This is a genomic window from Ruficoccus amylovorans (genome assembly GCF_014230085.1).
GTDB lineage: Bacteria > Verrucomicrobiota > Verrucomicrobiia > Opitutales > Cerasicoccaceae > Ruficoccus > Ruficoccus amylovorans.
In genome coordinates, this window is sequence record NZ_JACHVB010000020.1 from 399,979 (window position 1) to 419,119 (window position 19,141).

18 protein-coding genes and 1 tRNA gene are annotated in these 19,141 nt (G+C 60.2%); 7 read left to right on the top strand and 12 right to left on the bottom strand.

The window, feature by feature from the left end:
• From H5P28_RS08190 to H5P28_RS08205, 4 genes are all read right to left on the bottom strand, one after another.
• Entirely contained in the window at positions 1–825 is an 825-nt protein-coding gene (locus H5P28_RS08190; protein ID WP_185675222.1) for a succinate dehydrogenase cytochrome b subunit, read from the bottom strand.
• A gap of 530 nt (positions 826–1,355) precedes the next feature.
• Positions 1,356–1,826, bottom strand: coding sequence for a hypothetical protein (locus H5P28_RS08195; RefSeq protein WP_185675223.1), 471 nt, complete (start codon positions 1,824–1,826; stop codon positions 1,356–1,358).
• 234 nt (positions 1,827–2,060) lie between these two features.
• Positions 2,061–3,377, bottom strand: coding sequence for a histidine--tRNA ligase (hisS, locus tag H5P28_RS08200; RefSeq protein ID WP_185675224.1), 1,317 nt, complete (start codon positions 3,375–3,377; stop codon positions 2,061–2,063).
• Between the two features lie 118 nt (positions 3,378–3,495).
• A complete protein-coding gene (locus tag H5P28_RS08205; RefSeq protein WP_185675225.1) occupies positions 3,496–4,392 on the bottom strand; it encodes a hypothetical protein in 897 nt (298 codons plus the stop codon).
• Between the two features lie 192 nt (positions 4,393–4,584).
• Between H5P28_RS08205 and H5P28_RS08210 the strand changes: the two genes are divergently transcribed.
• Together H5P28_RS08210 and H5P28_RS08215 are read left to right on the top strand one after the other, a co-directional pair.
• Entirely contained in the window at positions 4,585–5,007 is a 423-nt protein-coding gene (locus H5P28_RS08210; protein WP_185675226.1) for a heme-binding domain-containing protein, read from the top strand.
• Between the two features lie 22 nt (positions 5,008–5,029).
• Complete coding sequence (locus H5P28_RS08215) at positions 5,030–5,311, top strand: DUF167 domain-containing protein (RefSeq protein WP_221773380.1); 282 nt, start codon at positions 5,030–5,032, stop codon at positions 5,309–5,311.
• Positions 5,312–5,694: 383 nt separating this feature from the next.
• Here H5P28_RS08215 and priA read toward each other — a convergent pair whose 3' ends face one another.
• A complete protein-coding gene (gene priA, locus H5P28_RS08220; RefSeq protein WP_185675227.1) occupies positions 5,695–7,950 on the bottom strand; it encodes a replication restart helicase PriA in 2,256 nt (751 codons plus the stop codon).
• Positions 7,951–8,133: 183 nt separating this feature from the next.
• The gene (locus H5P28_RS08225) at positions 8,134–9,786 is read right to left on the bottom strand and encodes a DUF7507 domain-containing protein (protein WP_185675228.1); all 1,653 of its coding nucleotides are present in this window, start codon (positions 9,784–9,786) and stop codon (positions 8,134–8,136) included.
• 282 nt (positions 9,787–10,068) lie between these two features.
• On the opposite strand from H5P28_RS08225, the gene H5P28_RS08230 reads away from it, so the two are divergent.
• Together H5P28_RS08230 and nadA are read left to right on the top strand one after the other, a co-directional pair.
• Positions 10,069–10,557, top strand: a complete 489-nt coding sequence (locus H5P28_RS08230; RefSeq protein WP_185675229.1) for a Fur family transcriptional regulator — start codon at positions 10,069–10,071, stop codon at positions 10,555–10,557.
• A gap of 78 nt (positions 10,558–10,635) precedes the next feature.
• Positions 10,636–11,622 (top strand): quinolinate synthase NadA, encoded by a 987-nt coding sequence (gene nadA / locus H5P28_RS08235; RefSeq protein ID WP_185675230.1) that lies wholly within the window; start codon positions 10,636–10,638, stop codon positions 11,620–11,622.
• A 95-nt stretch (positions 11,623–11,717) separates the two neighbouring features.
• On the opposite strand, the gene H5P28_RS08240 is transcribed toward nadA, so the two are convergent.
• Positions 11,718–13,271 carry a sialate O-acetylesterase gene (locus H5P28_RS08240; RefSeq protein ID WP_185675231.1) on the bottom strand — a complete coding sequence of 518 codons (1,554 nt, stop codon included), beginning with the start codon at positions 13,269–13,271 and terminating at the stop codon, positions 11,718–11,720.
• An 18-nt stretch (positions 13,272–13,289) separates the two neighbouring features.
• A complete protein-coding gene (locus H5P28_RS08245) occupies positions 13,290–13,487 on the bottom strand; it encodes a hypothetical protein (protein ID WP_185675232.1) in 198 nt (65 codons plus the stop codon).
• Positions 13,488–13,514: 27 nt separating this feature from the next.
• Here H5P28_RS08245 and H5P28_RS08250 point away from each other — a divergent pair, with 27 nt between their 5' ends.
• The gene (locus H5P28_RS08250) at positions 13,515–14,753 is read left to right on the top strand and encodes an MFS transporter (RefSeq protein ID WP_185675233.1); all 1,239 of its coding nucleotides are present in this window, start codon (positions 13,515–13,517) and stop codon (positions 14,751–14,753) included.
• Between the two features lie 20 nt (positions 14,754–14,773).
• Here the strand turns inward: H5P28_RS08250 and H5P28_RS08255 are convergent, their stop codons facing one another.
• The 4 genes from H5P28_RS08255 to H5P28_RS08270 form a co-directional block, all read right to left on the bottom strand.
• A complete protein-coding gene (locus H5P28_RS08255) occupies positions 14,774–15,436 on the bottom strand; it encodes a hypothetical protein (protein WP_185675234.1) in 663 nt (220 codons plus the stop codon).
• Between the two features lie 116 nt (positions 15,437–15,552).
• Entirely contained in the window at positions 15,553–16,581 is a 1,029-nt protein-coding gene (locus tag H5P28_RS08260) for a M23 family metallopeptidase (RefSeq protein ID WP_185675235.1), read from the bottom strand.
• Positions 16,582–16,595: 14 nt separating this feature from the next.
• Positions 16,596–17,099, bottom strand: coding sequence for a hypothetical protein (locus H5P28_RS08265; RefSeq protein ID WP_185675236.1), 504 nt, complete (start codon positions 17,097–17,099; stop codon positions 16,596–16,598).
• Between the two features lie 125 nt (positions 17,100–17,224).
• Positions 17,225–17,299 (bottom strand) — tRNA-Cys (locus H5P28_RS08270).
• A gap of 129 nt (positions 17,300–17,428) precedes the next feature.
• Here H5P28_RS08270 and H5P28_RS08275 point away from each other — a divergent pair.
• Positions 17,429–18,208, top strand: a complete 780-nt coding sequence (locus H5P28_RS08275; protein ID WP_185675237.1) for a ParA family protein — start codon at positions 17,429–17,431, stop codon at positions 18,206–18,208.
• A gap of 145 nt (positions 18,209–18,353) precedes the next feature.
• Positions 18,354–19,061, top strand: coding sequence for a ribonuclease III (gene rnc / locus H5P28_RS08280; RefSeq protein WP_185675238.1), 708 nt, complete (start codon positions 18,354–18,356; stop codon positions 19,059–19,061).
• The last annotated feature ends 80 nt before the right edge of the window (positions 19,062–19,141 follow it).

Below are 19,141 nucleotides of genomic sequence, written 5' to 3' on the forward strand. Positions count from 1 at the left end.
TTAGCGTCCTTCGTTCAAAGTTACGAACTGCGTGTTGGCGGCCTGCGCGTCATTGACGGAGACCTCAACCGGGGCCTTGGCCCACTCGGCTTCCTTCTCGGCCAGGTAAGCCTTTCCGTGGCCGAAGAAGAGCACGGAGGCCGGGATCGAGGCGAAACCGATAAAAATGAACAGCCCGTAGGCCGAGGCGAGGCACTTGAGGCGACCGCGCCAGACTTCGTTGCGGAAGCCCAGGGACTGGAACATGCTCGTGACCCCGTGGGTCAGGTGCATGCACAGCAGGCCGACGGCGATGATGTAGAAGATGGAGACCACCGGACTGGAAAAGCCCTTGGCCATCATCGCGTAAACGTCAAAGTACTCCAGATGCACGTGGGAGACCTCGATCGGGGCCTGCCCGATGGTTTCGTTGTAGTGCTCGGGCACTACGCGGGCCGTGTACTGCAGGATGTGGAAGATGATAAAGGCCAGGATAATCAGCCCGCTCATCGGCATCGTACGCGCGGCGTAGTCGGTTTCACGGAAACCCTGCTTGGCGTAGTTTTGGGGGCGGGCTTCCCGGTTTTCCTTCACCAGCAGGACTGCCATGGCAATGTGGACGACCACACACGCGAGCAGGAAAAGCCGGATCAGCCACAGCGTGACCGGCGCTCCGGGCAGGTGATGCAGATGGTAGGCATAGGCGTTGATCATTTCCGGGGGACCGAAGAATTGCAGGTTGCCCAGCATGTGTCCGAGGACGAACAACACCAATATGATGCCTGATCCAGCCATCAGGTATTTTTTGACCAGTGAAGGGAGAATTACTTTCTTGGCAGCACTCATGGTTCTCGCGACGGCCATGGGCGCATCCCATAACCTTTGCTTATGCTGCAACTTGAACGACACATCCAGTGGATGCAACTGTACTCAAGCAATCAGGTTCGGTATAAGTTTATAATTTTCACAGGATTAGATACGTTAATCAAAACCCAGCATTAGAAACGCGAATGGGTCTCAATTCTATCTTCACCCGACTCCCGGCGAAGCAAATTCCCGTGCGGGGTGGACAGCGGTCAGCCGCAAAAAATCCTGAAAAAGACATGCCGTTCAGATGAACTCGATCCGCCCTCGTCCCCGATATATAATAAGCAAACGCGATAATCGCCCCGTCAAATGAAGCTTGAAAAATTCTAATATTACGCAGCAATTCGGAACACAACAAATGTCCGTTATTCCGGCTTCACCGACTTCGCATCCACGCGATCCAAAGAAGCGTCAAAAATCCGGCCGCAAAAAACGGCAACTACGCTTGTCAGCAAAAAACACGTCAGGATGGCTGAAAGTTCAAAACGAATGCCAGCTCACGGGCATTTTCAGCGACGTTTCATGGCTCTGGCACTCTCCCCCGAGAGGGTGGATGAATCTTCGAAGCTGGCCACCTTCCAGGCGGAGTTGACCTTCATCAGCGTGACGTAATGCCGGTCGCGGCGGTCCTCCTTCCCCCAGTACGTGTCCTCACCTTCGGGATCAACCCGCACATGGCACAAAACCACGAGCTGCACGGTTTTGCCATCCGGCGACTCTTTACGGCTGATGAACTCGTACCAGATCAGTCGGGGTGTCCCGCCCAGGTGCTGCATGCGCTCAGCATGCGTATCGAAAGCGCGCAAGGCCTCATCATTGACAATATCCCCCCGCGCCTGCGAACGGTCCCCTTCGATCAGTGCGGAGACGTAGCTCTTGTAAGCCAGCGCCGGTTGGCTGAAATGTGTCGTGACGTAGCCATAAAACAAGTAGCATGTCGCCCCAAGCAGGAGCAGGAGTATCAGGGTCTTGAGTTTCATTGGGGTATTCAGGCAGGCATCTCTAAAATAGCATTTTTTTGGGAAAAATGCCTATCGGGACTATTAGCGACAACTGCCGGTATTATCCGTTAGGCGTCGCGGGGGCAAACCACCTAAAATTAGTAGTCAAAAATCCGTACCCTTACAAGCCACAACATCCCCGATGTGTAGCCGCAGCAAGTCGCGCGGAGCTACGCACGACGGAAGCGGAAGGTGTGAAAACCGCCCCGTCTCTCAGCCCTGAAGCATGCGGCTGGCGGCTTCGTCCGCAGTAAGGAGGCTCTCCTCGCCGCTGACCAGGTCACGCAGCTTGAGCTTGCCTTCGGCAACTTCCACCTCGCCGTAAATCAGCGCGAAGCGGGCCCCGGACTGTCCGGCCGTTTTGAACTGCTTACCGAAGCCTTGCTGCTTGAGCGGGCGGTCGATCTTGAGTCCTTTCGCCCGGAGCGCGGCCACATCGCGAAGCGCAGCGCGGGCCTCGTTCTCACCGCCCGCCACGACCACGTAGCCGTCGAGTTCGGGTTTCGGGTCGGGCAGGAGCTTCTGGTCTTCGAGCAGGTCACGCAGGGTCACGTCGCCCATACCGAAACCCACTGCCGGCATGGCCTGGAAGCCGAGTTTTTCCACCAGGTGGTCGTAGCGTCCGCCGCCGGCCAGTGCCCTGCCCTTGCCCACCGTCTGGAAGGCTTCGAAGACAAAGCCGGTGTAGTAGGCCAGCCCGCGGACAATGCCCAGGTCCACCCGGATAAAGCCGCCCAGTCCCATCGCATGGAGATGACCGAGCAACTCGCGCCACTGATCCAGGCGGGAGGAAACCCGCTCGCCGGTGACGACGTTGTTCTCACGCCCGGCAAAAAAGCTCTCCACCGCTTCGAGCGAGGTGCACTCGACCAGCTTACTGGCATCGGCCAGCACGGCCTCGGCACCGGGGACGTGCTTTTCGCCCATCATCTTGAGCAGCGACTCGGGCGACTCCCGCTCCATCTTGTCGATGACGTTGAGCGCGCCCGTGGCGATGTCGCCCGTCAGCCCGTGCTGTTCCAGCAGCAGCAACCACAGGTCACGGTCGCTCAGGCGCAGGACAAATTCCTTCTCGCTCAGGCCAAAGGAGCACAACGCCGTGATGAGCAGGGCGATGATCTCGGCGTCAGCCGCAGGCGAGGATTCGCCCAAAATGTCGGCGTTGAACTGGTAGTGCGAGCGCAGACGGCCCTTCTGGGGTTTTTCGTAACGGAAATTCTCGGCGATCCCGAACCACTTGACAGGGCGCTTGATGCTTCCGGCCTTGGCGCCGACGAGGCGGGCCAGGGTCGGGGTCAGCTCGGGACGCAGGGTGACGGCGCGGCCGCCCTTGTCCTCGAAGTTGAAGAGCTGGCTGACAATCTCATCGCCGGACTTGGCCGTGATCAGTTCCAGCGGCTCCAGCAGCGGACCGTCGAACTCCTGAAAAGCGAAGCGCAGGGCCGACTGACGCCACTGGCCGAAGATGTAATTGCGGATGGCGCAATCCTCCGGATAAAACTCACGAAAACCGGGCAAGGTCTGAAACATAGCGCTTCAAAGCATGCCGCCACCGAGGGTTTGGCAACGGTAAAAATCGCCCAATCTCAAGCCAACCCACCAATGCCGTTCAGGCAACGTACGCCCTCTACTGTCCTCCTGCGCGCGATCACGCACCACGGACACGGCGGCGCAGCAGGACAACGCGCCCGAGGACGAGTACGCCCAGAATCAGGGCGACGAGCGAAGGCTCGGGCACCATTGGCAGGACAAACATGTCCATGTCGCCGACAAACCACCCGGTATAAGTCACATCGGGATTGGACGTGTGGGCGTCCCCGAGCAGCCAGCCGTTGAAAGAGTTGTCCCAGTACACATCGACGAGGAAGTTGCTCTCGACCCCGGAGTCGGAATCGGAGATCCAGATGCCCGTCAGTGTGTCGTCCACCATCTCGTAGCCCCAGACCGGAATGGCGTGAGCGTCGCCGGCATTGGTAAAGATACCCAGCGCGGCCAGATAATTCATCCCCACCAGGTCGTCCAGCCAGTCGGTGAATAGCGACGCCTCAACCGGCATCTCGTCATTGTAAAGATCCGTGTGGGAGAAAATCTCGTCCTTGTCCAGCCCCAGGTCGATCCAGTAGGCACCGCCGGTCGCGCCCGGTTTCAGTTCCGACGAATCCGCTAAATAGGTGTACGAGTCGGTGTACCACCACTGCATGCCGATGTAGCTCTCGCCGCCAGCATTCGTCCAGTTGTTGACAAAGGTCGCGAACACATCCGTCGAATACGCTATCTGCGTCACCATTCCGTTCGGCGTCCCGGCGGGGATCGTGCCACCGTTTTGCAGCCAGCGGTCCTGCCAGTTCTGGATCAGGTTACTGGCCGTGGCCGCCCAGCACAGATCGTCGTCGTTACCGTCAAAGAGCTTCTGCACCGCATAGCGGGTATCCCCGGCAAAGGTGCTGCTGACTAGATACGTCTCTGCCCGGAGCGCGGGAAGCGCCAACACCCCGATCAGGGCCACCAGAGCAAAACTTCTGACCTTTTTTGCACGCTCAGACATACACATGCGCGAAAATTGAGAAACTTATCCTGCAAAAGCAATGGCAATATCCGTCCCTTGATTTGCGCGTTTGTTTCATGCCACCCAAAGAGCAAACCAGCTTTTGAAACCCAATCTCAATCAACAACTTAATCTACTTCAAACGCAATCGAAATCTTGCCATTGACCTGCCGTGGTTGACAATATCTCTCCATGAAAAAAGCCCTCCGCATCATTATCTCCCTGCTCATTCTTGCCTTTATCGGCATCCAGTTTATCCCGGTCGCCCGGACAAATCCCCCCGTCCAGGTGGAGCCGACCTGGAACTCGCCGCGCACGAAGGAGCTTTTCACCCGCGCATGCGCCGACTGCCACAGCAACGAAACCGTCTGGCCGTGGTATTCGAAAGTTTACCCTGTCTCAGCCTGGATAGCCCACCATGTCGAAGAGGGACGCGAGCATTTCAACATCAATGAAAAGGGCTTCGGGCGCGGCTACGACGAGGCCGCCGAGGCCGTCGAAAAAGGCTGGATGCCCCTCGAAAGCTACCTGCCCATGCACCCCGAGGCCAAGCTGACCCCGGAGGAAAAAGAAGAGCTCGCCGCCGGACTCAAGGCCACCTTCGACCTGCATTAAGAGCCTGAATTTTAAAAGAGTCGTGTCCGCCTCGCCCGGCCCTGTCCGCCTGCCCGTCAAGGTGGTGCCTTCCTCCTCCCGTAACGCACCGGCGGGCTGGCTGGGCGAGTCGTTCAAGATAAAAGTCCAGGCTCTGCCCGAGCGCGGCAAGGCAAACAAGGCGGTAACCACCCTGCTGGCCCAGTGGCTCGGTGTATCCGAATCTTCAATACGCCTGGTCAGCGGCGACACCTCCCCGGCCAAGGTCTTTGAAATCACTGGGCTCACCCCAGAAACGATCCGCCAGCGCCTCGACCAGGCGTAAACGTGGCGGGCGATAAAATACGGTCACAAAGCGCACGAAGGAGACACGCAGCGCACGAAGGCCCGGATGCTAAAGAGATTTAACAGGAAGGCCGGGAAGAGCGGAAATGGCTTTTTTTATGCACTTCGCAGTCAATGCTAATTTGCCTACAAGAATAATAGGCCCTCAGATGAGGTGAGCGGACTTCGTTTGGGTTGGCGACAATCATCGCTGCCCATGCCACTGCCTTAGCGGTGGCATCAGTGATCCGATAGGATCACAGGTGCAGGACCGCGTCCTGCCGCTCCCCCTCTTCGCGTTTCTTCGCGTGACTTCGCGGGCAAGTTCTTACTCAAAGAAACTTCGTGCTCTTCGTGTCTCCTTCGTGCCCTTTGTGACCGCATTCAAACCAGGTCCACCGGGTCCACGTCGAGCACATCGACGACATCCTCGTCCATCGGGAAGTCTTTGCGCAGGGCGACGATGTCGGGCAGGATACGCGAGACGTTGCCGACAAAATACCAGAGGTGGAAGCGGTAGGTGTCCTTGATTTTTTCCAGCGGGGCGGCCACGGGGCCGCGGATTTCGACGTTGTGGCCGAGTTTTTCCAGCCGCTCCTCCAACTGCCGGGACCATTGCTCGGCGAAGAAGGCGACCTTTTCCGGGTTGCGCCCTCGAAACAAGTGCCGCACCAGGTGCCGGAACGGCGGGTAGTGAAACTCGCGGCGCTGCTCCAGTTCCTCCTGTAAAAAGCCCTCGAAATCAGCCCGCCGCGCGTACTGGATCGGCGGGCTGTGCGGCATAAAAGTCTGCACCACGACCTCCCCCGCCTTGTCGCCGCGTCCGGCGCGCCCGGCCACCTGCACGAGCAACTGAAAAGTCCGCTCGGCGGCCCGGAAGTCTGGCACATGCAGCGCAATGTCCGCATCGACCATGCCCACGAGCGTGACGTTGGGGAAGTCCAGTCCCTTGGCCAACATCTGCGTGCCCACGAGAATATCGAGCTTGCCGGTGCGGAAGTCGGAGAGGATTTTCCGAAACAGGTGCTTCTTGCTCATCGTGTCCGTGTCCAGTCGCATGATGCGGGCGCGGGGGACGATTTTCTGCACCGTCTCCTCGATCCGCTGCGTGCCGAAGCCGATGCCCCGGTACTTGGCCGAGCCGCACTTGGGGCAGCCCTTGGTCGGTCGCTCCTGATAGCCGCAGATGTGGCACTTCAGGCGATTGTCGGTGCGGTGGTAAGTCAGCGTCACGCTGCAATGCGGGCACTCCGCCACGTAGCTGCAATCCGGGCAAATCATGCGCGTAGAGTAGCCGCGGCGGTTGAGAAAGAGGATCGACTGCTCCTGCTTCTCGAAGCGCTCCAGCAGCTTGTCCGCGAGAATGCTGGAAATCGTGGCCGCTCCCTGCGGGCTGAGGCGTTCGCGCTTCATGTCCACGATGTGGACGCTGGGAAGCTGGCGGTCGTCCACGCGCTTGCTCAGGCGGTTGAGCCGGTAGCTCTTGGTCTCGACGTTGTAGAGCGACTCCAGGGCGGGCGTGGCCGAGCCCAGCAGACAGACTGCCCCGCACAGCATCGAACGATAAACAGCCACGTCGCGGCCGTGGTAGCGTGGCGACTCGGCCTGCTTGTAGGCGGGCTCGTGCTCCTCGTCCACGATGATGAGTTTCAAATTTTTCAACGGAGCGAAAATCGCCGAACGCGCTCCGACCACCACCCTCGCCTCCCCCCGGGCCATAGCCATCCAGCCGTCAGCCCTCTCGCCCGCGCTCAAGTGGCTGTGCCAGACGACAACACGCTCCCCGCGCTTGCTCAGACGCGAGCGCAGCCGCCCGACCGTCTGCGGGGTCAGGGCCACCTCGGGCACCAGAAAGATCACGCTCCCGCCCTCGTCCACCACCCGCTCCAGCGCGCGCAGGTAAATCTCCGTCTTGCCCGAGCCGGTGACGCCGTGGATCAGGTGCGGGCGGAACTCGTTCGCGTCGAGGCTCAGCTCAATGTCGGCCAGCGCCGCCGCCTGCTCCTCGGTCAAGGTGACTTCCTTTGTCGGCAGTGCCTCCTCCTCGCCAAGATCGTCCGTATAGACCTCCCTCGCATCCTCCTGCACCACCTCCTTGAGCAGGCCCTTTTTCACCAGTGCATCGCAGGAGGGAGAAGAAAGTTTCAGGCGGCTCATCAGCAGCGAACGCGGAACCGGCCCCTGCTGCTGCTCCAGAAAGCGCACGAGGTCGGCCTGGCGTGGAGCGCGGCGCACGAGCGCATCCATTTCCTCCGGCGTCGGCGTGTGGGCCAGCGCGAGCAGGCGGGTCGTTCTCGGGGCCATGATGGCCCGCACCGGCGCGGGCACAATCGTCTCCAGCACGCTTTCCAGGCTGGCCGCGTAGTAACGCGAGAGCCAGAGCGCGAGCTTGAGCAGGTCCGGCGAAACTACCGGCTCGTCGTAAAGCGCGTCGTGGACGAACTTGAGCCGGGCCGGGTCAATCTCTTCGCTCAGTCCCTCGCAAACCAGACCGAGACGAGAGCGGTTTAGCAGTGGGACGCGGACCAACGCGCCGGGAGCCGTGCAACCCTTAAGCCGGGCCGGGACCGCGTAGGCGAGCGGTTTTTCCGGGCCTCCGATGGGCAGGACTTCGATGATGTGGGCGGAGGCCTCGGGCATAGCACACCATGAATGGACGGCAGGCGGGTCTTCAACCCTATTCCTTGGCGGAACGCTTTCACCGGCGCGAATCTTCTCATTCCGGCTACGAGTCGCATTGAGGGTTATGCGAGAGGGTGATTTTTGAAAAAAAAGAGCCCGCACAGTTGTGCGGGCTCTCGGAAACTTGGGTGACGTTCGATCTTAGTAGATCGTGGTCGATTCCTGGTCGAGGATCGGGTCGTCGCGGAAGTTGGTCATGGTTTCCACCTTCGTGGTGACCGTTCCGGCGCTGACAGCCTGGACCGTGATCGAGCGGGTGACTTCCTTACCCGGGGCCAGGGAGACCTGCGGGAAGGTGACCGTCTGACCGGAGATGACACCGCCGGCGCTGACCGAGATGATCTTCAGCTGGCTCGGGATGCTAACCTTCTGGCTGGTGACGCTGAAGGTCTCATACGAGGACTGGTTCAGGGCGTTCAGCGTGTAGGTGGTTTCCTGGCCGACCTGGATCGGGTCGATCGAGTCACGGATGGAGCTGTGGATACCCGGGACAGCGCGCCACACGGTGACGGCCTGAGCGGATTCCTTGATCTCGCCGGTGCTGGCGGTCACGTTGTTGGTCGTGGTGATCGGACGGGTGGCATAGCCATTGACCGTGAAGCTCTTGGAAGCTCCGGGGGCCAGGGTGTCGATGGTCCACTCAATCACGTCAGCCGAGTCGTCGGTCTGCGGATTGGTGCTGCCCGGGCGCCAGTAGCCCCAGACATTGCGGGTCGGGTCCATCGAGGGGACGATCGTGCGGCCGCCATTGTCAATGTCCTTGACGGTGGCGCTCTTGGCGAGCTGACCTTCGATGACGAAGCTGTCGGTCGGCAGCGTGTCAACCACGAGGATGTTGTTCAGCGTGGTGTCGCCGTCGTTGGTGACGGTGATGGTGTACGGCACGTCAGAGAAGATGTAGCCGTTAGCCGGGCCGGTCTTGGTGACCTTGAGGCTGGACTGCTGGACGAGAACCGGAGCGGTGGCCACGACGGGTTCGCCCTGGGCGAAGGTCGAGGTCGCGGTGTTGACGAACTTGCCGGGCTTGGTAGCGGTGGCAACAACGGTCATGGTGGCGGTCTGACCCGGGTCGAGGCTGCCGACGTTCTTGGAAAGCGGGCTCTTGGCGGTCCAGCCTTCGGGCAGCTTGTCGGTGATCACGACATTGTCAGCGTAGGCATTACCGGTGTTCTTGGCGGTAATGGTCCAGCTGGCGTCCTTGCCGAGTTCAACCGCGGCGGGACCAACCTTGGCCAGCGTGATTTCCGGCTTGCCGACGAAAATCGGCAGGCAGACCATCGGGTCGGCGCGGACGACGCTGCACACTTCGAAGTTGCCGATCTTGGAGGGAACCACCGTGACGGTGATGTCCTTCTGATCGCCAGCCTTCATGGCTTCGAGATCCCAGGAGGGCATCCCGAACTGGTCCATGCTGGCCTTCGGGTCGGAGCTCTGGAACTTGATCTCAGCCGGGAGCATTTCGCTCACCACGACATTGGTGACGGGCTGCTTGGCCTTGACGTTGATCTTGTAGGTGAAAGGCGAACCGGCCATGGAACCGGACAGGTACTGTTTGCTGACAACGACGAGGTCATCTTCGTAGATGATCGACTTGTCGGCAGCCTTGGAGCTGTCGGCCTTGGTTTGGACAGCCTTGCCCTCGACTTGGGAATAGCCGTGGACATTACCTTCGGGACCGGCGGAAGCCTCAGGACCCGAAACGGTCTTGGTGGATTCGCAACCAGTAAGGAGAAGTGCGGCTGACAGTACCCCGGGAACCCAGAGGGACTTCAGCAGTGTGAGTGACAATTTCATCGCGATCTTGGTTTGATTTAGGATTAGGTTTAAAGAAGCCTGAGCGCTAGACATAGCACACGGCTACGTAATTAGCAATCAAGCCCTTGATAACTAGGACTGTCAACTCCCAAAATGATGATGCATAGTGGCCTGCAGCATCCAGGGAGCGACAAAACGGGGAATCAATCGGCCGGAACCCCACACGCTTAATTCCTGAACGTCAGAAAAAAAACATCGCACAGGCCAATTACCGTTTGACCCACCCCCGCGCCTGTGTCAATTTAGTCTCATTTAAAAAAGATGACCGTGCTAAACGAGCAAACCGTCGAAATCGAGAACCCCCGGGATACCTTTAAAAAGTTCCTGGTCAGCAAGGGCTTACGCGTCACCAATCAGCGTATGGCGATTTTTGATGCCGCCTTCGAGTTGAATGACCACTTCACGGCGGAGGATCTGCTCGACCGTTCCCGGCAGCTTGACGATTCGGTCTCGCGGGCCACGGTTTACCGTTCGTTGCCCATCTTGACCGAGAGCGGATTGATCCGTGAAATCGACGTGGGCCACGATAATAAATACTATCACTCCAACCGTCAGGCCCGTACTTTTCAGGCCCAGGTGATTTGTGAAGATTGTGGTAAAATTTTCGAAGTGGACGCGCCATTCATGGAATGGTACGGCAAAACCGTCTGTGACAAGCTCAACATGAAGCCCGAGTCACAGCGCCTTCAGGTCAACGCCCACTGCCTGTTTCGCGCCGAAACCGGCGTCTGCGAACGCGCCGCCAAGTAAGCAGGGCCCCCTGCCCGCTTGCCGATATTTATTCTCTCCCGGTATTGACTGCACACCGGCGCTGACAAATCTTTACCTATGAGCGCGACGCTTGACTTCCAACCGATGACCATGCCTTCGCTTGACGGGCCCGAGGAGCCCTTGAGCGCGATCCAGGAGGAAATCCTGGCGCTGAAGAAGGAACGCAACGCCGTCATCCTCGTCCACAACTACCAGGTGGACGCCATTCAGCGCGTGGGCGACTACGTGGGCGACTCCCTCGGCCTGGCCTACAACGCCGCCGAAACCGACGCCGACGTGATCGTCTTCTGCGGCGTGCACTTCATGGCCGAGACGGCCAAGATCGTCAACCCGTCCAAGACCGTGCTCCTGCCGGAAATGGACGCGGGCTGTTCGCTCTCGGACTCGTGCCCGGCGGAAAAACTCGCCGCCTACCGCGAGGCCAACCCCGACCTTTACGTCGTCGCGTACATCAACTGCTCCGCCGCCGTCAAGGCGCTCAGCGACGTTATCTGCACCTCGGGCAACGCCGTCAAAATCGTCGAGCAGGTGCCCGCCGACCGGGAAATCCTTTTCGTCCCCGACCAGAACCTCGGCCAATGGGTCGCCCGCCAGACGGGCCGCCAGATGCGCTTGTGGCCGGGCAGTTGCTACGCGCATGTACTCTTCACCGCCCGCGCGCTGGAGAAAGTCAAGGCGCAGTACCCGGGCGCGCCCGTGGTCGCCCACCCCGAGTGTGTCGAGGCGGTACGCGACATGGCCGACGAGGTTTGCAGTACCGAGAAAATGATCGGCTTTTGCAAGACCCACCCCTCGCGCGAAATCATCGTCGCCACCGAGACGGGCATGCTGAACCGCCTTCGCCGCGAGATCCCCGGCAAGGTCTTCATCGCCGGGCCGACCGAAACCTGCGCCTGCAACGACTGCCGCTACATGAAGATGAACACGGTGGAAAAACTTCGCAACTGCCTCCGCGACATGAAGCCCGAGATCACCATGGACGAAGCCATTCGCCAGAAGGCTTACGCCCCGATCAAGCGCATGCTCGACTGGTCCCGCACCTAATCCGGGTTGCACCCGGTGGCATTGAAGGGCTACGCCCCTACGCGGCCAGAAAGGCCGCTACCCCGAGCAGTGGTGCCGCAGCCCAGGGGCGATAATTACTCCTGTGCGACAACGAACGGGGCCAGCGGCAGGCCGTCGGTATTGAAGACGCTGGCCAAGGGTTTCGCCCACGGGGTGTAGAGGTAACGCACGCCGGTAAACTTGCCGCTGACTTCCGGGCGCACGATCACGGAATCTCCTGAAACCTCCGCGTGAGCGGGTTTCCACGTGCCATCGGCGGCGAGGACTTCAAAGCCTGTCGCGGCGGAAACCGGGCGCAGGTGCGAACCGTCGAGGTCGAAAGCCAGCACCGCCGTTTTTCCCTGAAAATCCACCTCCTCGATCAAGGGGCCGTAGGCGTTGATGTCGGTGCGGCCATAGACATCCTTCAACGCGATCCGCTCCATGCGCCGCCCCACAACGGTTTTGTTCTTCGGGTGAATGTCCTTCTCCTCGCCTTCGTCGATGAGGACGACCATCCCGATATGCTCACCGTTCTGAAAGACCGCTGTCTGCTTCTGGCGCACCTCTTCCCACTCCGACGAATCGTACGAAGGCAATTGCGCGAAAATAAACGGCAGGGACTCGTCCCCCCAGGCACGCCGCCATGCCCCGATCAGACCCTTCAACTGCGCGTCAAAGGTTGCCGATGAGGGGGCCTTGGCGTCATTTTCCCCCTGGTACCAGAGGAAGCCCCGGACGGTGTAGCCTGCGGCCGGGGCCACTTTCCCGTTGAACAGGTAAGCGGGCGTGCGGAAGGCATCCGGGCTGTCCGGCCAGGGCTTGTGCAGTTCGGAGATCGAGAACGGCCTCGGGGGAAGCGGTTTACCCGCGGCCTTGGCAGCGGCCACCTTTGCTTCGTAGTCGGCACGGGTGCGCTCCACCTGCTTCAGCGCGGCCTCATAGTCGTAGGCATCACGGCGCTTGAGAAAGTCTTCCCAGATAGCCCGAAAATCTTCCGACTCCGATACGGTCTGCTGATCGACCCAGGCCCGCATCGGCGTGCCGCCGTGCGCGCTCGAAATCATCCCCACCGGCGTATCGAGGTCCTTCATCAGCGCCTCGGCGAAATACACCGCGACAGAGTGAAAACGGTACTTTTCCAGATTTTCCGGCGTGCAGACCAGCCATTTGCTTTCGGGGTTGAAGTCCTCCTGCGGTTCAGCCGCCACCGTCGTGCGCGGTTGCCAGAAGTAGCGAATCAGCGGATAATCTCCCTCTGTCTTGATTCGTTGCCAGTCGGAGGTCGATGGGATACCCAACTCCATGTTCGACTGCCCGCCGGTCATCCAGACTTCGCCCACCAGGACATTGGCGATCTCAACCCCCGTCTCGCCATTTTCGTCAATACGCATGACCGCGGGAGCCTTGCTCGCGGTAAGCGGCCCCAACTCGACGCTCCACCGGCCCTCGTCATCGGCCACGGCGGACGCCTCGTCTTCCCCCAAGCGGACGCTTATCCCGGCTCCGGCAGTTGCACGGCCCCAGATTTTAACAGGTTCGCCGGCCTGGAGCACCATGTTGTCCGAAAAAATACGCGGCAGCTTGAGCACCGCGTGCGCACTGGCACCGCAAACACAAATCAGGAGCAGGCTAATCAGTTTCTTCATGTTTCTTGTCGCTGAATATCAAAAGCCGGGTTCTGCGCGGCACCGTTCGGCCATGTTGCCATTCCAATGCAGCGTAATAACACTAAGCCGCCCCAACTCATGCTTTAAAAGCAAAAAATCAAAATAACAGAGCCGGGCAATCATCTCTCCTGCCGCCCCCCCGCGAGCCACTTTCTTGCATTCCGCATTGCCGGGCGGATACAGGTGTGCCAGCATGACCGGTTGATTCAACCCTGATCCGCCATGCCTGCCGAGCCCATTCCCGCCCCCCTGCCCATTGACGGGGCGGACCGGGAAGCGGCCAGGCAGACGTATTTCTACGACCGCTGGCGGGGCTTTTTCTACGGGCTGCTGGAGCCGGGCTGGGTGACGTTTTCGCTCATCATCGCGATCCGGCATTTCGACATGCCCGACTACCTCAAGGCGCTGCTGCCGGCGGCGGCCTTTATCGGGCTGTTTTTCAACATACTCACGGTTTCGGCCTGCGGGCGTACGCAGAAAAACGCTTCACGCCTGATCTCGTACATCATGCTGACCTGCGCGGCCTGCATCACCGGGGCGATGCTCTCACCCTCGCTGGCGCTGTTTCTGGGCTTCTTCATCGCGGCCAATATCATGTATGTGCAAAACCCCCCGCTGCTGATCCAGATCTACTCGGCCAACTACCGACCCGGCGAGCGCGGCGGCAAAGTCTCCACCGTGTTGATCCTGCTTTCGCTGGGCGGGATCACTGCGGGTTGGCTCGGAGGCAAGGCACTCGACCACGACATTACGATTTATCCGTTCATTCTGGCGGGGATGGCGGCGGCATGCGTAATCAGCGCGGCCATCGTGCGCCGTATCCCTTCCCAGCAGCTCGACCCAAAGTCCAACGCCAACCCGATCAAAAGCCTGTCCGTCATATGGCAGGACAAGCTCTTCGGCTGGCTGCTGCTGTGCTGGATGCTGATGGGCGCGACCAACCTGATGACGATCCCGGTGCGCATCGAGTACATGGCCGATCCCAAGTACGGCATCAACGCAAGCAACTTCGAGATCTCGCTCATCACGTTCATCGTCCCGATGACCTCCCGCATGCTCAGCACCAAGGTCTGGGGCTTCCTCTTCGACCGGATGAACTTCATCTCCTGGCGTATCCTGATCAACTGCTGCTTCATGGCCTCGTTCCTGATCTACTACAACAGCCATTCGCTGTTTTTCCTCGGGCTGGGCATGGCCTTTATCGGGATGGCCATGGGCGGGGGCAACATCGCCTGGACCCTCTGGGTAACGAAGCTCGCCCCAACCAACAAGGTCTCCACCTACATGAGTGCCCACACCGCCCTGACCGGCGTTCGCGGCACGGCGGCTCCCTTCATCGGCTACTGGGTGCTGGCGCATTTTACCGCGCCCGGCATCGGCCTGCTCTGCGCCGGGCTCATGGTGCTGGCCAGCTTCATGTTCGCCGCCGCCTGGAAATCGCCCCGTATGCGCGGAAATTGAGCCGGGCAAAAAAGCGAGCCTCATTCATGAGGCTGGCCATCCGCAGCGGCGTGCATCTGCCGACACGGGCCCTGCCGGCGCTTCGCAACCCAGGCATTGACCGTCTTGTAAAACACGACTGGCAGGACAAACGGAAGCAGGTGGGCAATCAACCGCCAGATCCCGATGTCCTCCGCTTTTAGAGGACGCTCTTTAATCGTGAGCTGAATCAGCAGAATGAACAGCGCCAGAGACACGAAGAAAAGGTACTCTTTGGTCATCAAGTCAATCAGTCCCACCCGCGTGCCGGTTTCCCGGTTGATGAGAGTTTTACAGCAGAAAAGGTAACCCGCCAGAAACACCCCCATGCTCAAGGCCAACGCGAGCATCGGCCCACCGCCCAGCGTAAAAAATGCCTTCGAGAAACTCCCGATCGTCCAAAAAATCCCCGTGTAAGCCAGGACACCGACGGTCCATTTGATGTTGTCCGGTTGCGGACGCTTCAACAGGCGAACCGCATAGACAAGCCCAACGGCCATCGGGACCGCGAATAAAAGAGGGGCCAAAGACAACAACAGCGCCTCAAATTCGAGCCCCTGACTCAACAGCGTATGGACGATCCCGAACAAGACCAGCGCCAGCCAACAGCCGTTTAAGGCAATGGCAAGCCAGGCAACGTAAAACGAAATCGAACGGGCTCTCATTGGGCCCTTTTACCATTAACGATGATGACGCCAGGATTCAATATAATTCACTATTCCCTCCCACAGTCCCGAACTGCTGGCAGACATCCAATAGATACGTCTTTTCTGTCCCCGCATCAGCGAAAGCCGAAGATCAACTGGAGGCTGTTCTTGAGGCCGGAGCCGAGCGAGGGCTTGCCGTTTTTAATGAGGAGGGTGTCGCGGTTGTTGTGGGAGAGGGCTTCCTCGTTGTAATTGAGCAGGGCGATGTCGCCCTCTCGGCGGGTGCCGACATCTTCCGACGTGAGCGGTGTCCAGCGGATCGGCATGCCTTCGGAGGTGTAGTCGATCTCCCATCCGGTCAGGCCCTGTGCCGGGATGGGCTGAGTCAGCAGCGCCGGGTAGCGCGTGATAAAGTCCGGTGCCTGCCGGGTTGAAACCTGCAAGGTAAAGGCCACCGGCTGCGACTGGATCAGCTCGCGCATGCTGGTGAGCCGTCCGGTGCGCGCCCGCTCGAAGAACCGCAGCGGGTCCATGCCGGTGAGGTTGATGCCGTTGTAGTTGCCGTGCTGGTTTTTGCCGCCGTAGCGCTTGTAGTTATAAAAATCCTGAAAGCGGTTCGAGTCGCGCAGGCCAATCTCAAAGTGCAGGTGCGAGCGGCTCTTGGGGATGGAATAGCCCCCGGCAGAGCGCCCCATCCGGCCCAGCCGCCCTCCGGCCTCGACCTGGACCCCGGCCTGAATCCGCGAGTCGATGTCGGCCATGTGCGCGTAAAGGGTGTAAACGGGCACATCCAGCTGCGTATGCTCGATCACGACATAACGGCCGTAGCCGCTGTTCCCGGCGATGCGGTTAACATAGGCCACGCGCCCGGCCATCGCGGCGTAGATCGGGTCGGTGGCCTCGCCGTTGCGGTCGCGGCCCATCGGTTTGAGGTCGATCCCCTCGTGGAAGCGCGTGCCTCCGTTGCGCACGAGCCCGTAAAGGCCGCTCTCGGGACGGCCCGATGCGGTCGGCTGAAGCAGCGGCATGATGTCGCCGGTCTGAAAATACTCCCCGTCCGGCGTCGGCCAATAGACGGGAATCAGGTTCCCCTGCTGCGCCCAGGCACTGCCGCAGGCCAGCAGGAACAGGAGCGCGAAACCGGCCCGGAGGCGCTTGTCCATCCCCATGATTCGGATCAGTCCCGCTTCATCTGGTTAATCTTTTTGATGGCCTCCTGCATCTTGGGCAGCAGCTCCATCGCCTCCTCGTCTGTCAGTTCCGTGAAGGTGTAGAAAAGCCCGCCCTGCATGGGACCGTCGATCTGGCGGGCACCGATGGGTTTGCCGTCGATCACCGTGACGATCATGCGCCCCATGTTGGTGACGGAGGTGCGGTACAGTTCGCGCTGCCCCTCGTCGTCGAAGTAAAAGCGGAAGGCCAGCTTGCCCGAATCGACCTTGACCAGTTCGGCATTGAGCACGTTCCAGGGTTGGATGATCGGCTGGGCGAAGACCGTGTAGCGCAGGCCGCTCTTGTCGAGCGACATTTCCATGCCCTTGTCCAGCGTGTTGTAGGAGTTCCCCATCTCCAGGTAAAAGCTGGGGGCACCCTCGACGTTCTCATCGCAGGCGGCGATGAAAACAAAAGGCACGAGCAGGAGCGCGCGTAAAAGGAAGCGGCGGACAGAGCGTTTTGACATAACCCCATGCTTTGCGCGGCAGCGGCGGCAGGCAAGGCGATTTTCAAGAAAGCCCGCAACCAGACAGAAAGGGGTTCGCTTTTTCCGCGAGGGGCTTGGCCCTTTCCGGCACACGGGTAAAAAATTGGAGGTGCGGGGCGGAATCGAACCGCCGTATAGGAGTTTTGCAGACTCCGGCCTTACCACTTGGCTACCGCACCCCGTGCGAAAAACAGGTTAGTCTGCGTAAACATCGCAACCTTTCAAGCGGTTTTTCACCGAAACGAGCAAAATGTTTGCCAAGGGGCGGTTTCAGCCAGAATCTGGCCCCACTAATTTCCCCCTCCGATATGAGCTGTACCGTATTTTCCATCGCCAACCAGAAAGGCGGAGTCGGCAAGACCACCACCGCGATCAATCTCGGCTGGGCCCTGGCCGAACGCAAAGTCCCCACCCTGCTGATCGACCTCGACCCGCAGGCCAACGCCACCAGCGCTCTGGGCTTCGAGAAGACGCCCGGCTCCAGCCTCTACGGCGCGCTGCACGGGGACGGAGCCGCCGAAGAGCGCGTTATCGAGACCCGCCAGAAAGATCTTTTCCTCATCGGCAGCGAGGTGGACCTCGCCGCCATCGAGATCGAACTGGGACAGCAGGAGGACTACCTCGTACGCCTGCGCGAAGTCCTCAAGCCCCTGCGCGAGAGCGGCAAGTACCGCGCCATCATCCTGGACTGCCCGCCCGCCCTGGGCATGATTTCCATGAACGGTCTGGCCGCCGCCGACTACCTGCTGGTCGCGCTCCAGTGCGAGTACCTAGCGATGGAGGGCCTCGGGCAGATCATGGGCGTGGTTGACCAACTCACCAGCGCGGGCGTCAACCCCAACCTGGCCGTGGGCGGCATCCTCATGACCATGTACGACAAGCGCACCAACCTCTCCCGCCAGGTCGTGCAGGAAGTCAAGGAACACCTGGGCGAACTGGTCTTCGACACCCACATCCCGCGCACCGTCCGCCTCTCCGAGGCCCCCAGCTTCGGGCAGTCGATCTTCGAGTACGAACGCCTCGGAGCCGGTTCGCACGCCTACAAGAAATTCGCCAAGGAGTTTATCAAGCGCTTCGGGCTAAAGTGAGTTTTCTTGATTTAAACCACAGGGGACACAGAGAACACAGAGGAAGAAAAGGGTTAATGGTTGAAGCGAGGAAGGATGCGGCCATTAAACAATGAACCATTTAACAATTCAGCCTCTGCGGTTAATCCAAGTGAGCTAAATCCCCATGTCCGACGACCTCCAACACTTCCAGGAACGCATCGGTTATCACTTCCGTGATACCGGGCTGCTGGAGCGTGCGCTGACCCACCCTTCGCTGCTGGCGGACGGCTCCGGCTGGCACAACCAGCGACTGGAGTTCCTCGGGGACTCGGTGTTGGCGCTGGTCCTGGCCGAACAGTTGTTCAAGCTCTTCCCCGGCGAACGCGAAGGCCACCTGGCGCGGGCACGTTCGGCGCTGGCCAAGGGCGAGCACCTGGCGGCGATTGCTCGCGAACTGGGCCTGCACGAGGTCCTGCGCCTGAGCGAGCAGGAGGAGAAAGCCGGGGGCCGCGAACGTATCTCCAGCCTAGAGGACGCGCTGGAGGCCGTGGTGGCGGCGATCTACCTGGACAGCGATTTCCAGACCGCCCGGCGCACCGTCCTGCCCTGGTATGGCGATGTCAAAGCCCGCACCGAGGAACTCCTCTCTGACGACAACCCCAAGGGCCGGTTGCAGGAACACATCCAGCGGGAAAACCCGGACACGCCCATCGAGTACGACCTGGTCCACGCCGAGGGCCCCGACCACAGCAAAACCTTTATCATGGAACTGCGCATCGGGGGCCGGGTCTTCGGCATGGGCCGGGGCCGCTCCAAAAAGGACGCCGAGGAAAACGCCGCCCGCGAAGCCCTGCAAAAGCTGGTAAAAACGCCCGCCGAACCGGTTTCGTAGCTGGACTCTTGCCCCAATGAACGCACGATGGGAGGGATGACTGGTCTCATCCGCAGACAGGCGTCCCGACGGAACGGACG

Bases quoted from the DNA above. Each gene is read 5' to 3' on its own strand.
- rnc (WP_185675238.1), top strand. From the start codon at position 18,354: ATGTCCGACGACCTCCAACACTTCCAGGAACGCATCGGTTATCACTTC.
- H5P28_RS08190 (WP_185675222.1), bottom strand. From the start codon at position 825: ATGAGTGCTGCCAAGAAAGTAATTCTCCCTTCACTGGTCAAAAAATAC.
- H5P28_RS08265 (WP_185675236.1), bottom strand. From the start codon at position 17,099: ATGTCAAAACGCTCTGTCCGCCGCTTCCTTTTACGCGCGCTCCTGCTC.
- H5P28_RS08275 (WP_185675237.1), top strand. From the start codon at position 17,429: ATGAGCTGTACCGTATTTTCCATCGCCAACCAGAAAGGCGGAGTCGGC.
- nadA (WP_185675230.1), top strand. From the start codon at position 10,636: ATGAGCGCGACGCTTGACTTCCAACCGATGACCATGCCTTCGCTTGAC.
- H5P28_RS08245 (WP_185675232.1), bottom strand. From the start codon at position 13,487: ATGCTGGCACACCTGTATCCGCCCGGCAATGCGGAATGCAAGAAAGTG.
- priA (WP_185675227.1), bottom strand. From the start codon at position 7,950: ATGCCCGAGGCCTCCGCCCACATCATCGAAGTCCTGCCCATCGGAGGC.
- H5P28_RS08210 (WP_185675226.1), top strand. From the start codon at position 4,585: ATGAAAAAAGCCCTCCGCATCATTATCTCCCTGCTCATTCTTGCCTTT.
- H5P28_RS08255 (WP_185675234.1), bottom strand. From the start codon at position 15,436: ATGAGAGCCCGTTCGATTTCGTTTTACGTTGCCTGGCTTGCCATTGCC.
- H5P28_RS08225 (WP_185675228.1), bottom strand. From the start codon at position 9,786: ATGAAATTGTCACTCACACTGCTGAAGTCCCTCTGGGTTCCCGGGGTA.
- H5P28_RS08260 (WP_185675235.1), bottom strand. From the start codon at position 16,581: ATGGACAAGCGCCTCCGGGCCGGTTTCGCGCTCCTGTTCCTGCTGGCC.
- H5P28_RS08250 (WP_185675233.1), top strand. From the start codon at position 13,515: ATGCCTGCCGAGCCCATTCCCGCCCCCCTGCCCATTGACGGGGCGGAC.
- H5P28_RS08240 (WP_185675231.1), bottom strand. From the start codon at position 13,271: ATGAAGAAACTGATTAGCCTGCTCCTGATTTGTGTTTGCGGTGCCAGT.
- H5P28_RS08230 (WP_185675229.1), top strand. From the start codon at position 10,069: ATGACCGTGCTAAACGAGCAAACCGTCGAAATCGAGAACCCCCGGGAT.
- H5P28_RS08195 (WP_185675223.1), bottom strand. From the start codon at position 1,826: ATGAAACTCAAGACCCTGATACTCCTGCTCCTGCTTGGGGCGACATGC.
- H5P28_RS08205 (WP_185675225.1), bottom strand. From the start codon at position 4,392: ATGTCTGAGCGTGCAAAAAAGGTCAGAAGTTTTGCTCTGGTGGCCCTG.
- hisS (WP_185675224.1), bottom strand. From the start codon at position 3,377: ATGTTTCAGACCTTGCCCGGTTTTCGTGAGTTTTATCCGGAGGATTGC.